The sequence below is a fragment of the Streptomyces sp. NPDC021019 genome (assembly GCF_044333295.1).
Classification (GTDB): Bacteria; Actinomycetota; Actinomycetes; order Streptomycetales; family Streptomycetaceae; genus Streptomyces.
The window spans coordinates 285,309-307,544 of the sequence record NZ_JBIRQR010000005.1; the positions used below are offsets into that span (position 1 = coordinate 285,309).

At 72.3% G+C, this 22,236-nt stretch carries 20 protein-coding genes; 8 read left to right on the forward strand and 12 right to left on the reverse strand.

Annotated features, from left to right (window positions below; all coding sequences use genetic code 11):
- Nucleotides 1-58 precede the first annotated feature (58 nt).
- The 6 genes from ACH4RG_RS26295 to ACH4RG_RS26320 all read right to left on the reverse strand — a co-directional run bounded on the left by ACH4RG_RS26295 (nucleotide 59) and on the right by ACH4RG_RS26320 (nucleotide 7,645).
- Entirely contained in the window at nucleotides 59-1,846 is a 1,788-nt protein-coding gene (locus ACH4RG_RS26295) for an ABC transporter ATP-binding protein (RefSeq protein ID WP_398540352.1), read from the reverse strand.
- 46 nt (nucleotides 1,847-1,892) lie between these two features.
- Entirely contained in the window at nucleotides 1,893-2,945 is a 1,053-nt protein-coding gene (locus ACH4RG_RS26300) for an iron-siderophore ABC transporter substrate-binding protein (protein ID WP_397924675.1), read from the reverse strand.
- Between the two features lie 136 nt (nucleotides 2,946-3,081).
- A complete protein-coding gene (locus tag ACH4RG_RS26305) occupies nucleotides 3,082-3,951 on the reverse strand; it encodes an ABC transporter ATP-binding protein (RefSeq protein WP_397931757.1) in 870 nt (289 codons plus the stop codon).
- A 37-nt stretch (nucleotides 3,952-3,988) separates the two neighbouring features.
- Complete coding sequence (locus ACH4RG_RS26310) at nucleotides 3,989-5,050, reverse strand: FecCD family ABC transporter permease (protein WP_397924671.1); 1,062 nt, start codon at nucleotides 5,048-5,050, stop codon at nucleotides 3,989-3,991.
- Nucleotides 5,051-5,088: 38 nt separating this feature from the next.
- Nucleotides 5,089-6,147, reverse strand: coding sequence for a FecCD family ABC transporter permease (locus ACH4RG_RS26315; RefSeq protein WP_397924669.1), 1,059 nt, complete (start codon nucleotides 6,145-6,147; stop codon nucleotides 5,089-5,091).
- Between the two features lie 139 nt (nucleotides 6,148-6,286).
- Nucleotides 6,287-7,645, reverse strand: a complete 1,359-nt coding sequence (locus tag ACH4RG_RS26320) for a lysine N(6)-hydroxylase/L-ornithine N(5)-oxygenase family protein (protein ID WP_397924667.1) — start codon at nucleotides 7,643-7,645, stop codon at nucleotides 6,287-6,289.
- A gap of 249 nt (nucleotides 7,646-7,894) precedes the next feature.
- On the opposite strand from ACH4RG_RS26320, the gene ACH4RG_RS26325 reads away from it, so the two are divergent.
- On the forward strand, nucleotides 7,895-8,842 hold the full coding sequence (locus ACH4RG_RS26325) for a methionyl-tRNA formyltransferase (RefSeq protein WP_397924665.1): 948 nt from the start codon (nucleotides 7,895-7,897) through the stop codon (nucleotides 8,840-8,842).
- On the opposite strand, the gene ACH4RG_RS26330 is transcribed toward ACH4RG_RS26325, so the two are convergent.
- Together ACH4RG_RS26330 and ACH4RG_RS26335 are read right to left on the reverse strand one after the other, a co-directional pair.
- On the reverse strand, nucleotides 8,821-9,468 hold the full coding sequence (locus ACH4RG_RS26330; protein ID WP_397924663.1) for a hypothetical protein: 648 nt from the start codon (nucleotides 9,466-9,468) through the stop codon (nucleotides 8,821-8,823). The two genes, ACH4RG_RS26325 and ACH4RG_RS26330, sit on opposite strands and share 22 nt — an antisense overlap.
- 124 nt (nucleotides 9,469-9,592) lie before the next feature.
- Nucleotides 9,593-10,123, reverse strand: coding sequence for a MarR family winged helix-turn-helix transcriptional regulator (locus ACH4RG_RS26335; protein ID WP_397924661.1), 531 nt, complete (start codon nucleotides 10,121-10,123; stop codon nucleotides 9,593-9,595).
- A 155-nt stretch (nucleotides 10,124-10,278) separates the two neighbouring features.
- Here ACH4RG_RS26335 and ACH4RG_RS26340 point away from each other — a divergent pair, with 155 nt between their 5' ends.
- Nucleotides 10,279-10,791 carry a nitroreductase family deazaflavin-dependent oxidoreductase gene (locus tag ACH4RG_RS26340; RefSeq protein WP_397924659.1) on the forward strand — a complete coding sequence of 171 codons (513 nt, stop codon included), beginning with the start codon at nucleotides 10,279-10,281 and terminating at the stop codon, nucleotides 10,789-10,791.
- Nucleotides 10,792-10,878: 87 nt separating this feature from the next.
- Nucleotides 10,879-11,976, forward strand: a complete 1,098-nt coding sequence (locus ACH4RG_RS26345; protein ID WP_397924657.1) for an NAD-dependent epimerase/dehydratase family protein — start codon at nucleotides 10,879-10,881, stop codon at nucleotides 11,974-11,976.
- A gap of 209 nt (nucleotides 11,977-12,185) precedes the next feature.
- On the opposite strand, the gene ACH4RG_RS26350 is transcribed toward ACH4RG_RS26345, so the two are convergent.
- Nucleotides 12,186-12,983, reverse strand: coding sequence for a response regulator transcription factor (locus ACH4RG_RS26350; protein WP_397924655.1), 798 nt, complete (start codon nucleotides 12,981-12,983; stop codon nucleotides 12,186-12,188).
- A gap of 118 nt (nucleotides 12,984-13,101) precedes the next feature.
- Here ACH4RG_RS26350 and ACH4RG_RS26355 point away from each other — a divergent pair, with 118 nt between their 5' ends.
- From ACH4RG_RS26355 to ACH4RG_RS26365, 3 genes are read left to right on the forward strand one after another with little or no spacing between them, the layout of a single operon-like run.
- Nucleotides 13,102-13,869: a glycosyltransferase family 2 protein gene (locus ACH4RG_RS26355; RefSeq protein WP_398540353.1), complete on the forward strand. Its 768-nt coding sequence runs from the start codon at nucleotides 13,102-13,104 to the stop codon at nucleotides 13,867-13,869.
- Nucleotides 13,866-14,513, forward strand: a complete 648-nt coding sequence (locus tag ACH4RG_RS26360; protein ID WP_397924651.1) for a DUF2064 domain-containing protein — start codon at nucleotides 13,866-13,868, stop codon at nucleotides 14,511-14,513. The genes ACH4RG_RS26355 and ACH4RG_RS26360 overlap by 4 nt, the downstream gene beginning before the upstream one ends.
- Entirely contained in the window at nucleotides 14,510-15,412 is a 903-nt protein-coding gene (locus tag ACH4RG_RS26365) for a class I SAM-dependent methyltransferase (RefSeq protein ID WP_397924649.1), read from the forward strand. The genes ACH4RG_RS26360 and ACH4RG_RS26365 overlap by 4 nt, the downstream gene beginning before the upstream one ends.
- A 394-nt stretch (nucleotides 15,413-15,806) precedes the next feature.
- Here ACH4RG_RS26365 and ACH4RG_RS26370 read toward each other — a convergent pair whose 3' ends face one another.
- Complete coding sequence (locus tag ACH4RG_RS26370) at nucleotides 15,807-17,078, reverse strand: molybdopterin-dependent oxidoreductase (RefSeq protein WP_398540354.1); 1,272 nt, start codon at nucleotides 17,076-17,078, stop codon at nucleotides 15,807-15,809.
- Nucleotides 17,079-17,273: 195 nt separating this feature from the next.
- Here ACH4RG_RS26370 and ACH4RG_RS26375 point away from each other — a divergent pair, with 195 nt between their 5' ends.
- Entirely contained in the window at nucleotides 17,274-18,707 is a 1,434-nt protein-coding gene (locus ACH4RG_RS26375; protein WP_397924644.1) for a hypothetical protein, read from the forward strand.
- 27 nt (nucleotides 18,708-18,734) lie between these two features.
- On the opposite strand, the gene ACH4RG_RS26380 is transcribed toward ACH4RG_RS26375, so the two are convergent.
- Both ACH4RG_RS26380 and ACH4RG_RS26385 read right to left on the reverse strand, forming a co-directional pair.
- Nucleotides 18,735-20,396, reverse strand: a complete 1,662-nt coding sequence (locus tag ACH4RG_RS26380; protein ID WP_398540355.1) for an ABC transporter permease — start codon at nucleotides 20,394-20,396, stop codon at nucleotides 18,735-18,737.
- Nucleotides 20,393-21,382 (reverse strand): ATP-binding cassette domain-containing protein, encoded by a 990-nt coding sequence (locus tag ACH4RG_RS26385; protein ID WP_398540356.1) that lies wholly within the window; start codon nucleotides 21,380-21,382, stop codon nucleotides 20,393-20,395. The genes ACH4RG_RS26380 and ACH4RG_RS26385 overlap by 4 nt, the downstream gene beginning before the upstream one ends.
- Nucleotides 21,383-21,505: 123 nt before the next feature.
- On the opposite strand from ACH4RG_RS26385, the gene ACH4RG_RS26390 reads away from it, so the two are divergent.
- On the forward strand, nucleotides 21,506-22,015 hold the full coding sequence (locus ACH4RG_RS26390; RefSeq protein WP_397924638.1) for a GbsR/MarR family transcriptional regulator: 510 nt from the start codon (nucleotides 21,506-21,508) through the stop codon (nucleotides 22,013-22,015).
- Nucleotides 22,016-22,236: the final 221 nt, after the last annotated feature.

Genomic DNA, 22,236 nt, shown 5'->3' on the forward strand with positions numbered 1-22,236 from the left:
GAAGTCTCAGCACCCTTCCGACGTATGCGAATTGACCCGGCCCCCGGCCGGAATGCGCTCAACTGCCCTCTCGCCAAGCACGCCACAACCGGGCGTACTGGCCGCCCAGCTCGACCAGTTCGCTGTGCGTTCCCTCCTCCACCACGCGCCCCGCGTCCAGCACGGCGATCCGGTCCGCCGCCATCGCCTGGGTCAGCCGGTGGGCCACGAACAGCGTGGTCCGGCCGGAACAGGCGGCCAGCACGGCGCGTTCCAGCTCGGCCGCGCCCTCACTGCCCGCCTCCGCGGTCGACTCGTCGAGCACGACCACGGGTGACCGGCTGAGCACCAGCCGGGCCAGGGCGATCTGGGCGACCTTGGTGACGTCCAGGCGTTCGCCGCCCTCGCCGACCGGGGTGGCCAGACCGTCGGGGAGCAGGTCGAGCCATCCCCCGGCGCCGACCGTGCGCAGCGCGCCCCTCAGCTCGTCGTCGCTCGCGTCGGGTGCGGCGAGCCGCAGGTCGTCGGCGAGCGGGCCGGAGAACACATGGGTCTCCTGGGTCAGGATGCTCACCAGGGCGCGCGCGCCTGCCTCGTCCGTCCCCGCGAGGTCGTGCGTCCCGATGCGCACCGACCCGGCCTGGGGCCTCCCGATGCCGGCGACCAGCGCGGCCAGGGTCGATTTGCCGGCACCCGTCGCCCCGACCAGGGCGAGGGAGCCCCCGGCCGGGATGGTCAGGGACACGCCCCGCAGGACCGGGTCCTCGGCCCCGGGATAGGTGAACGTCAGGTCCCGCACGGTGACGGGGTGGGGCGCGTTGTCGGCCGCGGCAACCGAGCCGTCGCCCACCAGCCGTTTCTCGGAGGGCTCCGAGAACACGCCGACCAGCCGGGTGAGGCTCGCGCCGGACTTCTGCGCCTCGTCGAAGGTGAACATGATGGCGCCGAGCGGGGTGAACAGGCGGTGGAACATCAGCGGGGCGGCCGACACCTCGCCCAGGGTGGCGGCGTCCGCCTCCAGCAGGGCGTACCCGACGACCAGGATCAGGACGAGGCCGATGAACTCGGCCCGGTTCTCCCGGCCGACGAACCGTCCGAAGAAGCGGAACACCTCGACGCCCAGGTTCCGCACCCGCCACGACTCGCTGGTGACCTTCTCCCGTACGGAGTCCTCCATACGGTAGGCGCGAACCGTGTCGATGCCGTTCAGTCCACTGATCAGGGCCTGGGCGCGATCGGCCTGGGCCACCCGCTGCTCGCGGTAGAGCGGCGCCGAGCGGGGCAGGTACCAGCGGAGCGCCAGGGCGTAGGCGGGCAGGGCGCCGGCTCCCGCCAGGCCGAGCCGCCAGTCGAGACCGAACATGCCGATCGTCGCGATGGCCACCAGGACTCCGGCCGAGAACACGGTGGGGATGGCCGTACGGATGCCCTTGGAGAGCACGGCCACGTCGTCGCCGACGCGGGACAGCACGTCCCCCCGCCCCACCTGCTCGACGCGCGCGCTCGGCATCCCCAGAACCGCTCGCACGGCTTCCTCACGGAGCCGTGCGAGCAGTTCGGCGCCGAGCCTCCCGATCAGGTACGTGGAGGCCGCGGAGGCCGCCGCGCCGAGGAGCGCCGCACCCGCCATCAGCACGCCGACGGTGAGCAGTATCGAGCGTGAGCCGCCGCCGACCACCCCGTCGACGACCCGGCCGAGGAGCAGCACCGGGAGCACCTGCAACGCGGCCCCGGCGACCGTGGTGAGCACGGTGGAGGCGGTCAGCCACGGTGCCCGCCGGCAGTGCTCGGCCACCCAGCGGGTGGCCTGGCGTCCGGTGGCCGTGCGCAGGGTCGTCCCGGCGAGGGGGGGGTTGGTGGTAGTCACCCGGAGACCGGTTCTCGCCGAGGGAGGGGGCGTCGGATCGTCATGGTTACTTGACCGAGGCGACGAGTTCGTCGATCGCGTACGGCAGGGAGAGCAGGGTGCCCTGGGACATCGCCGCACCGATCGCCGGTCCCTCGCTGTCCAGCAGGTAGGAGACCTTGCCGTTCTTGACGGCCGGGAGGTTGTTGAACAGCTCGAACTTCTTCAGCGCGTCCGTGTCGGCCTTGTCGTTGATGACGAAGATCCGGTCGACGTCGATGAGGTCGATGCGCTCGGGCGAGAGTTCGGTGGAGAATTTGCCGTCCGCGATCTTGTCGATCTCGGTCTGGTAGCCGAATCCGGTGCCCGTGATGAGCCGGCCCCGCACGTCCGTGGAGGTGAACGCGGAGATCGAGTCCTTGTACCAGGACAGGGCGACGGCCTTCTGTCCGCCGAACTCGGGGTGCGCCTTCTTGGCCGCGTCCAGCTTGGTCTGGATGCCCTTGACCAGTTCGGCGCCCTCCTTCTCCTTGCCGAGCGCCTTGGCGATGTGCACCGCGTTGTCCTGCCACGGGGCGCTGAAGAGCTCCTTCTCACCCTTGGTGCGGCCCACGGTCGGGGCGATCCTGGAGAGCTTCTCGTAGGCTGCCTTGTCGACCTCGGAGTAGACCGCGATGATCAGGTCCGGCCGCAGGGAGGCGATCTTCTCGAAGTTGGGGCCCGCGTCACCGTTCTTCATGACGACCTCGGGGCGGGTGTCGCCCCACTGGTCCTTCACCCAGGGCCACTGCGTGTTGATGTCGGGCGTCTGCCCGGCCGGGTTCGGGTACTGGTCGACCATGCCGACCGGCTTGACGCCGAACGCCAGGACGGCCTGGTCGTCGGTGTAGCCGACGGTGACGACCCGCTGGGGAGCCTTGCTGACCTCGGTGGATCCGAACGCGTGCTCCACCGTGACGGGGAACGCGCCCCCGGCGGCGGCAGGGGCGTCGTCGTTCTTCTTCTCGTCCGCCGAATCGGTACCGCATCCCGCGAGGAGACCGACGCCGAGGGTCGTGGCGGAAACGGCCGCGGCCAGCCGCTGCCACGGCTTCACAAGCGTCGTTCGATGGAGAGACATCCGAAATCCCTTGCTGTCGCACTGTCCACTGCGCCCCGGTACGAGGGCAGCCAGACTGTACCCCGAGCAAGTGAGGTCAGCCTAGCCTAACTGGATAACTTTGCACCGGCCATGCCGAGTTGGGTCCGTCAAGTGGTCAGTTGCCTTGCGGTGCGGGCCCGTTCCACGGTTCGCTTCGGACGTGTGTGCGGCCGATCGGCACGATGAGCGGCCGGTCCCCCACCGGGTCGTCGATCACCTCGGCCCGCAGCCCGAACGCCTCGTGGAGCAGCTCGGCGGTGATCACGTCCCGGGGGTGTCCCTGCGCCAGGACGGCTCCCGCCCGCATGACGACGAGGTTGTCGCTGTAGCGCGTGGCCAGATTCAGGTCGTGCAGGACCATGACCACGGTGCGGCCCGACTCGTGCAGATCGTCGACCAGGTCGAGTACGTCGATCGCGTGGGCCAGGTCCAGGTAGGTGGTCGGCTCGTCCAGCAGCAGCAGGTCGGTGCCCTGGGCCAGCGTCATCGATATCCACACGCGCTGGCGCTGGCCGCCGGAGAGCGAGTCGACGGGCCGGTCGGCCAGGTCCGCCACCCCGGTCATGGCCAGCGCCCGCCGCACGACGTCGGCGTCGTCCGACGACCACTGCCGCAGCCAGCTCTGGTGCGGGTGGCGTCCGCGGGCGACGAGGTCGGCGACGGTCAGCCCTTCCGGCGCCACCGGCGCCTGCGGCAGCAGCCCGAGCTTCTTCGCCACGTCCCTGGTACGGAGCCTGCCGATGTCCTCGCCGTCCAGCACGACGGAACCGCCGGCCGGTTTGAGCAGTCGGCTCAGGGTCCGCAGCAGGGTGGACTTTCCGCACCCGTTGGGGCCGATGATCGTGGTGATCACCCCCGGGGGAACGGTTACGTCGAGCCTGTCGATGACCGTGCGGTCGCCGTATCCGACGGTGATGCCCCTGGCTGCCAGCCGTGGGACGTCCTCGACGCCCGCTTCGGTCCGGGCGGTGAACTGAGCGGCCACAAGCCCCCCTTGTTGAGGTCAGCCTTACTTCTACCATCTACCGGAGGTTCGCCCGTACCAACAGGTAGACGAGGAACGGTCCCCCGATCACCGCGGTGACCACTCCGACCGGCAGACCGATCGGCAGCGCCGCGCGGGCGACCAGGTCCGAGCCGATCAGCAACAGCGCGCCCACCAGCCCGGAGGCGATCAACGGCGGCGCGGGCCACCGCGCCAGACGCATCGCCACCTGTGGTGCCACCAGGGCGACGAACGGCACCGGACCCGCCGCGCTCACCCCCACCGCGGCCAGCAGGACGGCACAGAGCAGCAGGATGGCCCGAACCCGCCCGACCCGTACGCCCAGCCCGGCGGCGACGTCGTCGCCGAGGTGCATGGGCCTGAACGGGAAGGCCACCGCGGCCACGACGACGAGCAGGACGAGCGTGCACCAGAACGCCACCCGGACCTCGTCCCAGCTCCGGTTGTCCAGCGAGCCGATCAGCCATACCTGGGCGCGCGCCACATCCCGGATGTCGGCGGAGGCCAGCAGCCACACCGTGACGGCCTGCATCGCCGCGGTGACGGAGATACCGATGAGGATGAGCCGGAACCCGTCGATCCCCCGTCGCCAGGCGAGGAAGTACACCAGCAGCCCCGTGCCGAGGCCGCCCAGGAGGGCCGCCGAGGACAGCCCGACCGCACCGGCGATCGCCGCGGCGGTTCCTCCCGTCGCCGTCACCAGGAACACCGCGACGGCGCCGGCTCCGGTGGTGATCCCCAGGATGTCCGGGCTGGCGAGCGGATTGCGCGCCACGGACTGGGTGATGGCCCCGGAGACGCCCAGGGCGATGCCCACGATGAGCCCGGCCAGCGCCCGGGGCATCCTGAGGTCCATGACCACGAACGCGTCGACCTGTTCGCCCCGGCCGAAGAGGGTGGCGATGACCCGGGAGAGGCCGATGGGAAAGTCACCGACGGCGATGGAGAGACAGAAGACCAGGAAGGCCGCCGCCGCGAGCACCAGCGTGACCAGCACGAGCCAGGGACGCCAGACGAACGACACCTGGCCGAGCCGCACGCCCGGCGGCATCGACGCCCGCACTTCGGTTCCGCTCATGGGCTCCTGGACTTCCCTCATGTGCTCGTGGACCCGCCTCATGCGCTCCTGAACTTTCCTCGCCACACCAGGAGCGCGAAGAACGGCGCTCCGAGGAGGGCGACGACGACGCCCGACTCCAGCTCCCCCGGCCGCACGACCAGACGGCCCACGATGTCGCAGACCAGCAGCACGCCGGCACCGAGCAGCCCCGCGTACGGCACCAGCCAGCGGTAGTCGGGGCCGGTCAGATAGCGGGCCACGTGGGCCACCATGAGCCCGAGGAAGGCGATGGGTCCACAGGCCGCCGTGGCGGCCCCCGCCAGCAGCGTGACGGCGACGATGCCGATGGTCCGGCTCACCGCGATGTTCACTCCCAGACCGCGCGCCACGTCGTCGCCCAGGTTGAGCAGGTTGAGGGAGGGCAGCGTGATCAGCGCGAGGAGCAGCCCGACGGCGATGAACCCCGTCACCGGCCAGATGACGTCGAAGCCGACGCCGGCGACAGAACCCGCGTTCCAGAATCGCAGGGCGTTCAACGACTTCTGGTCGGACAGGGCCACCGCCGTGGTCATCGCCGCGAGGAACACCGTGACGCCCTGTCCGGCCAGGGCGAGGGTCAGGGGGTTGCCCGCGCCCCGGCCGATGCTGGCCAGGCCGAAGACGACGACGCCGGCGATCCCCGCGCCCACGAAGGCGAACCAGACGTACTGGAACGGGTCGGTGAACCCGAACAGGGCGATGACCGCCACCACGGCGAAGGAGGCTCCGGCGTTCACGCCCAGCAGTCCCGTGTCGGCGATCGGGTTGCGCGTGTACCCCTGGATCAGCGCACCGCCCACGCCCAGGGCCAGGCCCGCCACGATCGCGAGGACCGTGCGGGGCACGCGCACGGTCTGCACGATGAGCCGGATCTCGGTGAGCTTCTGGTCGGGCTCGGGGTCCGCGAACAGACCGTGCCAGACCTCGGTGGGGCTCAACGCGCGCGCCCCGACGGCCAAGGACACCGCTGCCGCGAACACCAGGGCCGCCGTGAGGACGCCCAGCCCGATGACCCGCCGTCGGCGGGTGTCGGTCGTCCCCCCGGGCACGGGACGCTCCACCTCAGTCGTGAACATGTCGAGGAACGATATCCCTTTGATCGGAGTGGTCCCGCGGGGCCCGCCGGGCAGGTCGCCCTCCGCGGACGACGGGACTGTGACGACAGGGCCTGGGTCGTGTCCGCAAGGCCTCGTCCGGCCGGAGCGCGGACACTCCCTAGCGCGGGGTGGCGCCGCCGGTCCCCTCCACCGCGGGCCGGGACTCGTCGGAGGTGGACTTGACCCGGCGGTCGAGCAGGGAGTCCAGGATCTCGCCGACCCGTATCGCGGTGTTGGAGAGCAGCGAGGTGGTGATGCCGTGCGTGTGCTCCGTACCGCCCTGGAGGTAGATGCCGCAGCGCAGTCCGGGGTCGGTCACGATCCGGTAGTCGCGCTCGACCCGAACGCGGCCGGCGTCGTCGCGCGGGCAGCGGGCTCCGACCTCGCCGAGGACGCCGAGCGGGTCGGCGGGGCTGTATCCCGTGGCGAACACCACGACGTCGGCGTCCAGTTCCGACTCCTCGTCGGTCACCAGGGATTTCACGGTCGCCCTGACCCCGTCGGCGTTCTCCTCGACTCCGGTGACCCGGGACACGTTGAGGAAGCGCAGCCGTTCGGTGCCCAGCACCTTCTCGCGGTACATCTGGCGGTAGAGGTCGTCGATCAGGTCGATGTCCACCACGGAGTAGTTGGTGTTGCCGTGGTAGGCCATCAGCCGGCTCTTGACCTCCTCGGGGGCGGCGAAGTAGTCGTCGACCGCGTCGGGGTCGAAGATCCGGTTGGCGAAGCTGCTGTCGTCGGCGGGGCTGTAGCCGTAGCGGGAGAAGACCGCGCAGACCTCGGCGTCCGGGAAACGGCGGTGCAGGTAGGCGACGTTCTCGGCGGCACTCTGGCCGGCGCCGACGACGACGAACCGCGAGGGCGAGGCGTTCTCCAGGCCGTCGACCTTCCGCAGCAGGTCCGAGTTGTGCCAGACGCGTTCGCCGCGTTCCACACCCTCCGGCATGAGGGGGCGCAGCCCGGTTCCGATGACGAGGTTGCGGGCCCGGTGGACAGCCAGCCCCTGTCCGGACCGGACGGTCACGTCGAGGTACTCCACGGTCCCGTCGTGCACGAACGGTGCGACGGCGACGACCTCGTGGCCGTAGGAGACCAGGTCGTCGACCTTGGCCGCGGCCCACTCGAAGTAGTCGTGGAACTCCACCCGCAGCGGGAAGAGGTTCTTGTGGTTGATGAAGTCGATCAGCCGGCCCTTGCTCTGCAGGTAGCAGAGGAAGCTGAATTCGCTGGCCGGGTTCCGGAGCGTCACCAGGTCCTTGAGGAAGGACACCTGCATGGTGGCGTCGTCGATGAGCATGCCGCGGTGCCAGCCGAAGCTCGGCTGCTGCTCGAAGAAGCGGGCGGTGACCGAATCCTGCCTGCCGACCTTGCTGTTGTGCTCGCTGAGCGCGATCGCCATGGCCACATTCGACGGGCCGAAGCCGATGCCGATGAGGTCGTGGACCGGTGGTGTGTCGCCAGGAAGAACCTGAGACATGTCACTCCCGTTCGTCTGGGAAAGTCGCCTGTCAGGCGTGGGGGTTGATGGCGAAAGGCGGGCAGGCCGACGGAATCGCCCACTTCGACTTAGGGGAGCCTAAGCTGACCGGCAGGCCTTGTCGATAGGGCAACGGGGGGCGGCGACTCCTTGACGGTCCGTCACCCATGGCCTCCCGCATGACCTGTTGCCGACTCAGGTGAGGCTTGCTTTACTTGCCCGGCCCATCCCTGCCCCGAGGAGGAACCCATGCGGGTCGTCATGTTCGGTTACCAGACCTGGGGGCACCGTACCCTGCAAGCCCTCCTCGAATCCGAGCACACGGTGGTGCTGGTCGTGACGCACCCCAGGAGTGAGCACGCGTACGAGAAGATCTGGAGCGACTCCGTCGCCGATCTCGCCGAGGAGCACGGGGTCCCCGTCCTGATCCGCGAACGTCCGGACGACGAGGAGCTGTTCGAGCGCCTCAAAGAGGCGGACGCTGACATCATCGTGGCCAACAACTGGAGGACCTGGATACCGCCGCGCATCTTCGGCCTCCCCCGCCACGGCACGCTGAACGTCCACGACTCGCTGCTGCCGAAGTACGCCGGATTCTCGCCGTTGATCTGGGCACTGATCAACGGCGAGAGCGAAGTCGGCGTCACCGCGCACCTGATGGACGACGAACTCGACGCCGGCGACATCGTCCGCCAGGAGGCGATAGCGGTCGGCCCGACGGACACCGCCACCGACCTCTTCCACCGCACCGTCGACCTCATCGCCCCGGTCACCATCGGCGCACTCGCCCTCATCGCCTCCGGACAGACCGAGTTCACCCCGCAGGACCGGTCGAAGGCGACCTTCTTCCACAAGCGGGCCGCCGAGGACATCCGCATCGACTGGAACTGGCCCGCCGAGGATCTCGAACGGCTGATCCGCGCCCAGTCCGCCCCCTACCCCAGCGCCTTCACCTTCCACCGGGGCCGACGGCTGGAAGTCCTCTCCGCCGTCGTGTCCCAGAACCGCTACGGCGGCACGCCCGGCCGGGTGTTCTACCGGGAGGGCGAGGGCGTGGTGATCGTCGCCGGGGCCGACGCCCGCACCGGCCGCAACCACGGCCTCGCGATCACGCGCGTACGGACCGAGGACGGCCGCGAGCTGCCCGCGACCGAGTACTTCACCTCGATGGGCGGCTACCTCACCGGCCGCCCCTGAGCCGGGGGGCTGCCGCCCGGCGCCCGCTCAGCAGACCGGGTCGGCCCCGGGCCTGTCGAGGGATCGATGCGTACCAGCCGATACCCCTTGAGCTCCGCCTTCTTCTTCCGGCCCGGCGACGTGGTCCGGCGGCGCGCGCTCTGCGCCGCGCCGAAGAGCGCGCCGAGCCGGAGGTTGCCTCGCCTCAGGCGGTAGAAGGCGTCCCGCTTCGCCCCCACCAGAGCACCCACCGCGACGAACGGCACGCCGTCCAGGATGGCGTCCAGCGCCACCCTGAGCACTGCCGGGTTGGTGGCGACGTCCGGTACCACGTCATGCACATGCGCCAGGGATCTGGCCGCCGACAGGGCGGCGTCGAAGACGGGGTCCTCGGCCCGCCAGGACGCGAGCAGACGCTCGGAGATTCCCGCGGCGGCAGCACAGCCTTCGACGCCGAGCCCCATGGCCGCCGCCCGGACCGCCTCGGCCCGCCGTTGCGCCTTCTCCTCCTTCAGGGACATGGCCGGCCGCAGGGCCTCCGTCAGAGCGCGTTCCGCGGCCCTCGCTCCCTCCAGCCCGGCCATCACGGCCTCGGCCCAGGCATCCGGTCGCTCACCCGTCATGTCGCCCACCGGCCGCTCGCTCAAGGGAGGCTCCTCTCACACGACATGAATTGTTCAAGGTGCAACCATATGCGTGATGTCCATGGCGAGCGCGCCCCGGGAGAACCGCCCGCCCGCGGGGCCGGGCGCCGACGGACGCCCCGGCCGGTCAGCCCGCCGTCGTCGCGGCGTCCCAGCCCAGAGGGTGCGGTCCGGCGCCTTCGTCCGGCAACGGGGCCGGCGGCTCGCCTCCCGCCCGGTTGAAGTCGGTGAGCGCCTCGATGAGCGCCGTCCGCTGGTGCGGAGCCAGGCGCTCGACGATCGACGCGATCTCCTGACGTCGACGCGCGGTGACGTCCCCGACCGTGCGACGCCCCTCCTCCGTGAGCCGGAGCAACGTCTCCCGGCGGTTGTCCGGGTTGGTCTGCCGGTCCGCGAGGCCGGCCGCGATCAGCCGGTCGACCATGCGCATCGCCGTCGACGACGCCACTCCCAGCAACTCCGCCAGCGCCACGAGCTTGGTGTCCCCCCGCGAGGACAGCACCACCAGCATCCGGAACTGCGGCAGCGTCACCCGCTCCTCGACGTCCGCCAGCGAGCGCGCCGACACCGCGACCAGCAACCGGGATGCCGTCAGCACCGCCCCGGTCACGGCGTCCACATCGTCCATGCGCTCCGCAGGAGCCGGCTTCCTGGCCATGGCACCTTTCTACCCTGCTCCCGGCAGGGCGTGCTCCGCCCCCTCGGTCTTCCACGTCTCCAAGATTTAGTCTGTGCAAAGATTGCACAGACTAAGAGTCGAGCCGGGGCCCGCTGTGCCGTCGACTCCCGTTCGCGTCCAGAGGAGGCGTTGTGATGACGCCACGACCACATACCGACCCCGGCCGCCCACCCCTGCCGCGCGGCTGGCGGCGACGCCTCGCCCGCCTGCCCGTAGCCTTCTACCGCGTGGGCCTCGGCCCGGTCTTCGGCCGGCGCCTGCTCCTCCTGCACCACACGGGCCGGAACAGCGGCCTGGACCGACGGGTCGCCCTGGAGGTCGTCGCGCACGACCGCGAGGAGGGAACCTGGTTTCTGGCCTCCGGTTTCGGCCCCGAGGCCGCCTGGTACCGCAACCTGCGCGCCTCGCCGAAGACCACGATCCAGTTCGGCAACCGGCACTACGCCGTCACCGCCTGTTTCCCGAGCGCGGACGAGGGCGGCGAGATCATGGCCCGCTACGCCCCCGCCCACCCCCGCACCGCCCGCCGGCTGTGCGCCTTTATGGGGTTCGACGTCGCCGACGGCAGCACGGACGCCTACCGGCGGGCGGGCCGCGCCATCCCCTTCGTGCGCCTCGACGCGGCCCCCGGCCAGCGGGTGCGCTGACCGGGACGTCGGACACGTCCTTACGGACCCGTGACGGGTGCGCGGCGTGCCCGGCCCGACGGCTCGCCGGGCCCTAGCGTGGCGGTCATGCGCGTACTGGTCACCGGCGGAGCCGGGTTCATCGGGTCACATGTCGTCGCCGCACTCGCCGCGGCCGGGCACGAGAGCGTGGTGCTGGACGCCCTGCTGCCCTCGGCCCACGCCGGTGGCACGCCTCCGGAGCCGCCGGGTGACCGGTTCGTCGTCGGGGACGTCCGGGACCGGGAGACGGTGGGGGACGCGCTGGCCGGGGTGGACGCCGTGTGCCATCAGGCGGCCATGGTCGGCCTCGGCAAGGACTTCGCGGACGCCCCGCTGTACGTGGGGTGCAACGACCTCGGTACGGCGGTGCTGCTGGCGGAGATGGCCGCCGCCGGGGTCCGGGACCTCGTGCTGGCCGGGTCGATGGTGGTCTACGGCGAGGGCCGCTACGCCTGCCCCCGACACGGCACGGTCCGCCCCGGACCGCGCGCGGAGGCCGATCTGCGGGCGGGGAGCTTCGAGCCGCGCTGCCCGGACTGCGGGGCGGAGCTGACGCCCGGTCTGGTGGCCGAGGACGCGCCCGCGGACCCGCGCAACGTGTACGCGTCGACGAAGCTGGCCCAGGAGCACCTCGCCGCCGCGTGGGCGCGGGCGACGGGCGGCCGGGCGGTGTCGCTGCGCTACCACAACGTCTACGGGCCGGGCATGCCGCGCGACACCCCGTACGCCGGTGTCGCCTCGTTCTTCCGCTCGGCCCTGGCACGCGGTGAGGCCCCCAGGGTCTTCGAGGACGGGGGCCAGCGGCGCGACTTCGTCCACGTCCAGGATGTGGCGGCGGCGAACACGGTGGCTCTGGAGGCCGTACGGGAGCGGCGGCCCGCGTCCTTCGCCGCGTACAACACCGGCAGCGGCGAGCCGCACACCATCGGGGAGATGGCCGCCGCGCTGGCCGGCGCGCACGGCGGGCCGGACCCGGTGGTGACCGGGGAGTACCGCCTCGGGGACGTCCGCCATGTCACGGCGGACTCGCGGGCGCTGCGCGAGGAGCTGGGCTGGCGGCCCCGGATCCCCTTCGCCGAGGGGATGGGGGACTTCGCGGCGGCCCCGCTGCGTGGTTCGGCGGGCGGCCGGCAGGAGAGCGCCGTCACGCTGTCGGGAGCGTGACGGAGAAGCAGCAGCCGCCCTGTACCTCGCGCGCCTCGGCGCGCCCGGCGTGCGTCGGGCGGGGTGGGGGCGGACGGCGTTGATCAGGAGATCGTTCAGGACCCGGCTCCTCTCCTCGTCGTCCGCCTCCGCCGGCACCCCCGTCGATCCGGTCGCCGGTCAGCCGCACTCCGTGCTCGGGGGCCGGAACGCGACGAGCAGGACGCCCTTCACCGCGAACGGCCCCCGGTCGGCGGCGCGGGGGCGGCTGCCCCGTCCTTCTCCGTGCGGTCCGCTTCGGCGTCCAGGCGGTAGCCCACCCCCCACACGGTGCGGATCAGCCGGGGGCGGGCGGGATCCGCCTCGACCTTGCCGCGCAGTCTGCGGATGTGGACGGTGACCGTCGACAGGTCGCCGAAGTCCCAGCCCCAGACCTCCCGCATCAGCTCCTCCCGCCCGAACGCCTTCCCGGGGTGCCGGAGGAGGAAGGCGAGCAGGTCGAACTCCCGCAGCGTCAGGGCCAGTCCGCGCCCGTCGCGATAGGCCTGCCGGGACGCCGGGTCGAGGCTCAGCCCGCCCGCGGACAGCGGGCCCGCTCCGTCCGCCGGTACGGCGGCCCGGGCGCGGCGCAGCACGGAGTCGACCCGCAGGACCAGTTCGCGCGGGCTGAACGGCTTGGTGACGTAGTCGTCGGCGCCGGTCTCCAGTCCGAGGATGCGGTCCTCCTCGTCACCGCGGGCGGTGAGCATGATGACGGGGACCGGGCCGTACTCGCGCATCCGGCGGCAGACCTCGAACCCGTCCATGGCGGGGAGCATCAGATCCAGGACGACGAGATCGGGCCGGTGTGCCGCGAACCGTGTCAGCGCGGCGGGGCCGTCGCCGGCCTGCTCGACGGTGTAGCCGGCGCGGTGCAGGTAGCCGACGACGACCTCGGCGACGGTGGGGTCGTCGTCCACGACGAGGACCCGGCCGCGCGCCTCCTGTTGGACGGGCGTCGGATGCCGGGCGGGCGGGGTGTTCTCCATGGCCTCCACTGTGGCACCCCCGCTCCGGGACGCCCGGGGCCGGCCGCCCCCATCCGGCCGATGTCCATGTTTCGTAAGAACCTGATGCCCCGAATGTCGGAGTTGTCTCCGTAGGGTGATGCGGGTGACCGATTCTTCTGCCGCTCTTCCGTTTCCGCCCGCACCGCACACCGGCCTGCCCAGGGCCGACATCGTGCTGCCCTGCCTCGACGAGGCGGCCGCGCTGCCCTGGGTGCTCGATCGCGTCCCCGACGGCTGGCGCGCGATCGTGGTCGACAACGGCTCGACCGACGGTTCGGCCGAGCTCGCCCGCTCCCTCGGCGCGCACGTCGTCACGGAGGAACGGCGCGGGTTCGGCGCGGCCTGCCACGCCGGGCTGCTCGCCGCCAAAGCCGAGTTCGTCTGCTTCTGCGACTGCGACGGCTCGCTGGACCCCGCGCTGCTGACCGGCTTCGTGCGACAGATCGCGGACGGCGAGTGCGATCTGCTGCTCGGCCGCCGCCGCCCCGACGGCCGGGGCGCCTGGCCGCCGCACGCGCGCGCCGGCAATCTGGCACTGGCCCGGATGCTGCGCCGCCGCACGGGTCTGCGCCTGCACGACCTCGGGCCGCTACGGGCGGCCCGCCGGAGCGATCTGCTCGCCCTGGGCCTCACCGACCGGCGCAGCGGCTATCCGCTCCAGATGGTGGTCCGGGCCTCGGACTCCGGGCTGCGGGTCGCCGAGAGCGACGTCCCCTACCGGCCGCGCACCGGGAAGTCGAAGGTGACCGGCACCTGGCGCGGGACCTGGCAGGCGGTGCGCGACATGCGGGGCGTGCTGCGGGAGCCACCGGCGGACCGGGCATCGGGTCGGGCCGGGCGCGCGGGGGCGGAGGCTGTTCGATGAGCGCGTACGGGCCCACGGAACTCCTGGTCATCGCGAAGGAGCCGGTGGCGGGGCGGGTCAAGACCCGGCTCTGCCCGCCCTTCTCCCCCGCCGATGCCGCCGAGCTCGCCGCCGCGGCCCTCGCGGACACCCTGGACGCCGTGCTCGCCCTCCCCGCCCGGCGACGTGTCCTGGTCCTCGACGGGAGGCCGGGCCCCTGGGTGCCCCCGGGCTTCGAGGTGGTGCCGCAGAGCGCGGGCGGTCTCGACGAGCGTCTCGCCGCGGCCTTCGGCGGGTGTACGGGGCCGGCCCTCCTGGTCGGCATGGACACCCCGCAGATCACGTCCGATCTGCTCGCCCCCGCTCTCGCCCCGGACGCCTGGGACGGCGCCGGGGCCTGGTTCGGTCCGGCCGAGGACGGCGGCTTCTGGGCCCTGGGCCTGGCGGATCCCGATCCGGGCCTGTTGCGCGGGGTGCCGATGTCCGTCCCGGAAACGGGTGCGGTGCAGCGGCGCAGGCTGGTGGAGGCGGGGCTCGCCGTGCGCGATCTGCCGGTACTGGTCGACGTGGACACCGCCGCCGACGCCCACCGGGTCGCGTCGGCGGCGCCGGGCGGCCGGTTCGCCGCGGCGCTCGGCCGGCTGACCGGGGCGGGGGTGCGATGAGCACCACCGTGCCCTCGTCCGGGCTCGCCTCCCCGGCCCCGGCCGACCGCGTCGAGGCCGGGGAGGCGAGCCCGGACGCCCACGGAACGGCCGTCGACTCGGATGCCGTCGACTCCACGGACGCCCCCGGCGCCACGCCGATCCGCACCGCTCCGTGGGGCGCCGACCCGTACGCCAACGCCCTGCGCACCGGCCGCGGTCCGTTGTTCCTGCGCCGCAACGACGGCTGGCTGCTGCCGCTGGACGTGGAGCGCTGGTGCTCCGACGCGGGCTCCGCCGATCTGTCCGCGCTGCACCGGTGCGAGGGTCCCGTGCTGGACATCGGCTGCGGGCCGGGGCGGCTCGTCGCGGAGCTGGCCTCGCTCGGACACCGGGCGCTGGGCATCGATGTGAGCGAGGCGGCGGTGGCCCGTACGCGGGGGCTCGGCGGCACCGCGCTGCTCCGCAGCGTGTTCGACCCGCTGCCCGGGGAGGGCCGTTGGGGCACCCTCCTGCTCCTCGACGGCAACATCGGCATCGGGGGTGACCCGGCCGCCCTGCTGGACCGGGCGGCCGATCTGCTCGGCGCGGGCGGGCTGCTGATCGCCGAGACCGCCCCCGTCGACGTGGACGAACGGGTCCGGGTCCGGCTCGACGACGGCCGGGACGGAACGGACGGGAGGATCGCCCCCGCCTCCGCGCGCGCCGCCGAGCCGTTCCCGTGGGCGCGGATCGGAACGCCTGCCCTGCTGCGGCACGCCCGCGCGGGTGGCTGGCTCACGGCCGGTCAGTGGGGCGCGGAGGGGCGGACCTTCGTCTCGCTGCGCCGGCCCGTACGGGAGCGGAGCGCCCGGACCAGCAGCCAGAGCGCGGAGAGCGCGAACAGCGCGCCGGTGATCAGCAGCCAGTTGCCGAAGTAGACGTCCGGGGAAGTGCCGGCGGCGGCCTCGTACCGCCGTTCGGTGCGCCGGGCGATCAGCGGGAACCAGATCAGCAGGAGCAGTCCGGAGAGGAACACCGGCACCCGGACGAAGTTCACCAGGGCCGGCCGGGGGCCGAACGCGGCGCGCAGCGCCCGGTCGGCCCCCGCGTACACCGGCAGCAGCACCAGGTCGTGCAGGACGGCCGATCCTGCGAACCAGAGCAGCACGCCGACGGTGTCCCCGTCCAGCAGCCGTACGCCCGCGTAGCCGGCCAGGCAGAACGTGGCGGCGAGCAGCAGCAGGTGGAACGGGCCCTCGCCGTACGGGCGGCGCGGCGAGAAACGCGGGCGGCGGGGGCCGGCGGACGCGGGCGGTACGGCTCGGGTGGACATCACAGCTCTCCGAACGTCAGGGTCTCGACCCACTTGGTGTTCAGTACCCCTGGCACGGCGGGGACGATGACCCTGGCCGGGTAGCCGTGGTCGGGCGACAGCGGTGCGCCGTTCACCTCCAGCGCCAGCAGCGAGCGGCCGTCGCGGACCTGGTTGTCGCGCAGCGCGGCCTTGCGGAACGAGCCGCCGCGCTGGAGCGACTCGACGAACACGCCCGGCGGCCGGTCCGGGTGGCCGGCGAGCGCCGCCAGGTCGGAGAGCCGCACTCCGCGCCACCGCTGGTCCGAGGTCGACCAGCCCTCCACGCAGGCGATCGGGAGCGCGGCGCCGTGCTGCTCCATGGCCAACAGCTCGGCCCGGGAGAAGCGGAACTCCCCGGCCGGCCCCCGTACCGTCAGCCGCCAGCGTTCACCGGTGTCGGCGGGCCTGATCCGTACGGCGGCGGCGGTCTTGTTGATCTGGAAGGCGTTCGGGCCGGGCCCCGGGTCGGTGCCGCCGCGCGGGGTGAGGAGCGCGATGCGGCGCAGCGGCCCGTCGAAGCTGCGACCGGCCGAGGTGACCAGCAGAAGGAGTGAACCGGCCCCCACGAGGGCCAGCGCGCCGCGCCGGGACAGCGTGGCGGGCAGCGGGTCCGGAGCGGCGAGGGTGTCCGGTTCGCCGCGCGGGATGCCGCCTCGCAACACCCGTACGGCCTGGGGCGTCTTGAGCGCCACATGGGTGACGAACCCGGCGAGGAAGACCCAGGCCCCGTAGAAGTGCAGGGTGTAGAACGACCCGGGGAAGAGGTAGTCCAGCTGGATGTTGAGCAGTCCGGTGAGGAACTCGAACAGCGCCCCGCCCACGAGCAGCAGCAGTGAGATCCGCTCCAGGGCGTGGCCGACGGAGCGGGCGGGCGGCAGCGCGAAGAGCCGGGGAACCACGGACCAGAGCTTGGCGAGCAGGACGGGGACGAGCACGATGCCCACGGTGACGTGCAGGCCCTGGGTCAGCCGGTAGAGCCAGTGGGGGCCGGTCGGCCAGGAGAACAGGTAGAAGCCGAGCCATCCCTTGCCCGGGGTCTTGTCGTTGACCCGGTTCAGGTCGGGGTTGTAGGCCGCGTAGGAGAGCAGACCCGTGACGAACAGCAGGGTGAGTCCGGCGAGCAGGATGACGCCGAGCACGGCGGTGAAGCGCACTCCGCGCACGGGGCTGCGCCAGAATGCCGGGTCGGCAGGGGTGCGCGGGGTGCGGAGGGAGGCGGGGAGGGAGCGGATGCGACGGCGATCGGGCATGTGCCCGACGCTAGGCGGGGAACAGCTCCGACGGGCGGACGCGACTCCTGACGGAATGCTGACGTCGTGGCGTCAGGGCGGGGGAAGGGGGCGTCGCCGCGACGGTCGTCGCTGCTGGAAGAGCGAATCTGACGGTTCGGTGACGCGGCCCTGCCGTACCGCCCGATCGCGCGCCGGTGTGCATAGCGTGCCAGCGTGAAGACCGAGGACGCCACCCCCACGAACACCGCCGGCGGCACGGGGCACGGCCCGCCCGCACCACCGGACCGCGACCGCGCCCGGCGCGCGGGACGGGCCGACCTGGTCGCCGCCGCCGCGGGCGTGCTGCTGGTCACGGCCGCTGTGGTCGTCGGCCATGTCATCCAGAACCGGGACGGGAGTCTGCGCGCCCAGTGGCCGCCGCTCCTGGCCTCCTGGGACCCGCACCTGGGGCCGGGCACTCCGGCCGCTCTGACCCTGGCGGTCCTGGTGGTCGTTCACGGCCCGGCGCTCGCCGCCCGGCTGCCCTGGCGCGGGCTGCTGGCCGCGGCCTGGGCCGGGTCGATGGCCTGGGTCCTGTCGATGGCGCTGATCGACGGCTGGCACCGGGGCGTCGCGAAGCGGCTCACCACGAAGCACGAGTACCTGCGGGTCATCGACCGCTTCGAGGACATTCCCGCCACCCTGCGCGACTTCACGAACCACATCGTGATCGGCGAACCCGGCAACTGGCCCGCGCATATCGCCGGGCACCCGCCGGGCGCGACGCTGACCTTCGTGTGGCTGGACCGCATCGGTCTCGGTGGCGGCGCCTGGGCGGCCGTCTTCTGTGTCGTGGTGGGCAGTTCGGGGGTGCTGGCCGCCCTGATCACCGTGCGCGCGCTGGCCGAGGAGCGCCTGGCCCGGCGTGCCGCGCCCTTCCTCGTCCTTGCCCCGGCAGCCGTCTGGGCTGGCGTCTCCGCCGACGGCTACTTCACGGCCGTGGCCGCCTGGTCGGTGGCGCTGCTCGCGCTGGCCGCCACCCGCCGGGTCCGCTTCCCGGCCGTGGCGGCGGCCGGCGGGGGTCTGCTGTTCGGGTGGACCTGCTACCTCAGTTACGGGCTGGGGCTGATGGCGGCCGTCCTGCTCGCGGTGCTGGTGCTCGCCCGGACCGCCCGCCCGGTGCCGTTGTTCCTGCTCGGCGCCCTCGTGGTCCCGGTGGCCTTCACGCTCGCCGGGTTCAACTGGTGGACCGCCTACCACCTGTTGGTCGAGCGCTACTACCAGGGCGCGGGAGGCGTCCGCCCGTACGGCTACTGGGTCTGGGCCAACCTGGCCTGCGCGACCCTCGCGGCCGGGCTCGCCGCCGTCGCCGGGCTGCGCCGGAGCGCGGCGGCCGCGCCCGGCGCCGTACGGGCACTGCGGGGCGGCTCCGCGGCGGCCTCCCCGGAAGCGAGGCTCGCGCTGCTCGTCCTGGCGGCGCTGGCGGCGCTGCTCGCCGCCGACCTCTCGGGCATGAGCAAGGCGGAGACCGAGCGCATCTGGCAGCCGTTCCTGCTGTGGCTGCTGCCGGCGGCGGCGCTGCTCCCCCGCCGGTCCGTGCGACGGTGGCTGATCGCGTCGGTGATTCCGGCTCTGCTGATCAACCACCTGCTGTGGACCGGTTGGTGATGTGACGTCAGCGTGGCGCCGCGTCCTTCACTTGGTCTCCAGGTCCCGGCGACGGAATCCCATCAGCCCCAGCAGGATCAGTCCGGCGGCGACGGCGGTCAGGGCGAGCAGCGGGGTCCAGTCCATCCCGGCGGCCGGGAGTCGCGGCACATGACCGAAGGGCGACAGGTTGTCCATCCAGCCCGGTAGCTGGAGGATCGGCCCGAGGTACCCGACGAGGAACGCGTACACGGGCACGATCCAGGCCGCCGCTCCCGCACGGGGGAACCAGCCGAAGAGCAGGACGGCCACGCCGACGGTCACCCACAGGGCGGGGGCGTACGCGGTGGCCGCTCCGGCCAGGCCGAGGACCAGGCCCCCGTCCCCCGCCGACGCCGCGCCCGAGAGGCCGAAGCCGAGCCCGGCGAGGACCAGCAGCGCGGTGCCGCCGGCCAGTGCGACGGCGACATGGCTTCCGAGCCAGCGGTTCCGGGAGAGGCCGGTGGCCAGGAGCGGTTCGGCGCGGCCGGCGCTCTCCTCGGCGCGCGGTCGCAGCGCGGCCATCACCACGTACACGGCGGCGACCACCGCGACGACCACCATCACCATGGATGCGAACGACTCGGCCACGGTGCTGCCGCCGATCTTCGCCAGCGCCTCCTGGACCTGTTCGATGTCCTTCACCATGTCGGCCGCCTCGCCGAGGATCGAGCCGTACATGACGCCCATCAGGCACAGCCCGGCGCCGAAGCCCAGCAGGGTCGCCCGGTGCAGCCGCAGGGCGAAGCCGAGAGGCCGGGTGAGGGCGTCGGACGCCGTACGCCGCCCGAGCCGCGCGGCGCGCAGGCCCGCGCCGACATCGCGTCGGGTGCTCAGGACGAATCCGTACGCCGCGGTCAGCGCGGCGAGGGCGAGGCAGAGCGCCAACGGCCACCACCGGTCGTCGACGAAGACGTAGGTGCGCTGGATCCAGCCGATCGGGCTCAGCCAGGACAGGGCGCCGTGGCCCACGTCGCCGGAGGCCCGCAGCACGTAGGCGGCGCCGATCGCCGCGAGCGCCATGCCCGAGGCGCCCCGGGTGTGCGCCGTGACCTGCGCGGTGACCGCGGCGATCCCGGCGAAGACGAGCCCGATCGCGGCATGGGTGAGGCCGTACAGCAGCGCCCCGCCGGGGCCGATGCCGTCGATGCCCGACGCGGTGAGGCCCAGGGCCAGCAGCAGGGCGAGCGCGAGGTTGGCCACGGCGGCGAGCGTCAGTGCGGCGGCGAGGTGAGCGTGGTGCCCGAAGACGGTGGAGCGGACCAGTTCGGCGCGGCCGGTCTCCTCCTCGTCGCGGGTGTGGCGAGTGACGATCAGGATGCTCATCAGACCCACCAGGACGGCCATGAAGCCGAGCAGTTGGTGACCGAGCATCGCTCCGGCGGTGTAGTCGGACAGATAGTGACGAGGGCCGGTCATGGCGAGCGCGGCCGGGCTGTCCATGGAGCCGACGGCGGTGGCCCGTTCTTCGGGAGTGGAGTACAGCGTCTTGTACTGGGCCGCCGTGGCCAGCGTCCCCAGGGTGAGGGCGAGCAGCCATACGGACATGCGGACGCGGTCACGGCGCAGTCCGAACCGGACCAGGGTCCCGGTACCGGTGAGGGCGACGGAGACGGTCCTGGTGGGCGCGGACCTTCCGGAGGCGTCGAGCGGCGCGACGGTGCTGGTCATCGGGGAACGCCGCCTTTTCCGCCGGTGGAGGTGGAGGGAGGCCCGTCGGAGTGCGCGTCGGAGGGCGCGGGGTCGCCGTTCCCCGTACGGCCGTTGGACGCGAGCTCGTCGCCGTAGTGGCGCAGCATCAGCTCTTCGAGCGTCGGCGGGTGGCTGGTCAGGCTCCGGATGCCGAACTCTCCGAGCCTGCGGATCGCGGCGTCGAGGTGTGCTCCGTCCACGGCGAAGTTCACTCTCCGGTCCATCACTTTCAGTCCGTGCACACCCGGCGTGGCGTCGAGTCCGGTGGCCGGGCGCTCGGTCTCGGCCTCGACGGTCGTTCGCGTGAGGTGGCGCATCTCGCCGAGCGTGCCCGACTGCACGGTGCGGCCCCGGCGGACGATGCTGACGCGGTCGCAGAGCTTCTCCACCTGGGCCAGGATGTGGCTGGAGAGCAGCACGGTCTTCCCCGCCGCCTTGGCCTGGAGGATGACGTCCTGGAAGACGACCTCCATCAGGGGGTCGAGGCCCGCCGTGGGCTCGTCGAGGAGGAGCAGTTCGGCGTCGGAGGCGAGCGCGGCGACGATGGCGACCTTCTGCCGGTTGCCCTTGGAGTAGGCGCGGCCCTTCTTGACCGGATCGAGGTCGAACCGTTCGATGAGTTCGTCGCGCCTTCGCCGGTCGAGGCCGCCGCGCAGCTTCGCCAGCAGGTCGATGGCCTCTCCTCCGGTGAGGCCCGGCCACAGCTCCACGTCCCCGGGGACGTAGGCGAGCCGCCGGTGCAGTGCGACCGCGTCCTTCCACGGGTCCTTGCCGAGGAGTTGGGCCCCGCCCAAGTCGGCGCGCAGCAGCCCCAGCAGGATGCGGATCGTCGTGGACTTGCCGGCCCCGTTGGGTCCGAGGAAGCCGTGGACCTCACCTGCTTCGACGTCGAGGTCGAGGCCGGTGAGGGCGTGCGTCCGACCGAACGACTTGTGCAGTCCGGCGACGGTGATTGCCTTCTTCATCTTTCGAAAGTACGCTTCTTTCAGAAATGTGTGAAGTTAAGAAACCGTATGAATCGCTCGATAGACTGGTCGAGGACGCAGGCACGCACAAGCGTCAGGAACCACAGGGACCGGGGTCGGAGCATGGATGAGCGGCGGAAAGAGAGCCGCGTGGACGGCGGCGACGACGAGACGGCAGTCTCCCGGTTCGTGGAGCACTTCGCCGCCCAGCTGGTCCAGGCGGGGATGGCTCGCATGCCGGCCAGGATCTTCGCCGCCCTGCTCTCGTCGGAGCGGGGCGTACTCACCTCCGCGGAGCTGAGCGAGCAGCTGAGGATCAGCCCGGCGGCCGTCTCGGGGGGCGTCCGCTATCTCGCCCAGGTCAATATGGTCAGCCGCGAGCGGGAGCCCGGGTCCCGGCGTGAGCGCTATCGCGTGCAGGGCGACCAGTGGTACGAAGCGCTGCTGAAGCGGGACACCATTCTGAAGAGCTGGCAGGCCACGATGCAGGAGGGTGTGGACCGGTTCGGCATCGACACCCCGCAGGGAAGCCGGATCAACGGCACCCTGGAGTTCTTCCGGTTCGTGGAGAAGGAACTCGGGTCGATGATGGAACGTTGGGCCGCGCATCGGGCCGAACACCTCGGCGGCTGAGGAAGCACAGGCGCCGACACGGGGTTCGGACGTCTCTGAACATCGTCGTACTCCTGGGGGAGGATCGTCGTACTCCTGGGGGAGGTGGGGGTGGGACGACCTCATCATGGTGGGCGATACGGGCGTATCGCTCCCGGGAGCTGGGGAGTTCACCGCATCTGGTGATCATGAGCGAAGAACGCGGTTCCGTGCGTCCGGCGGATGCTCCAGCACCGCCGGAC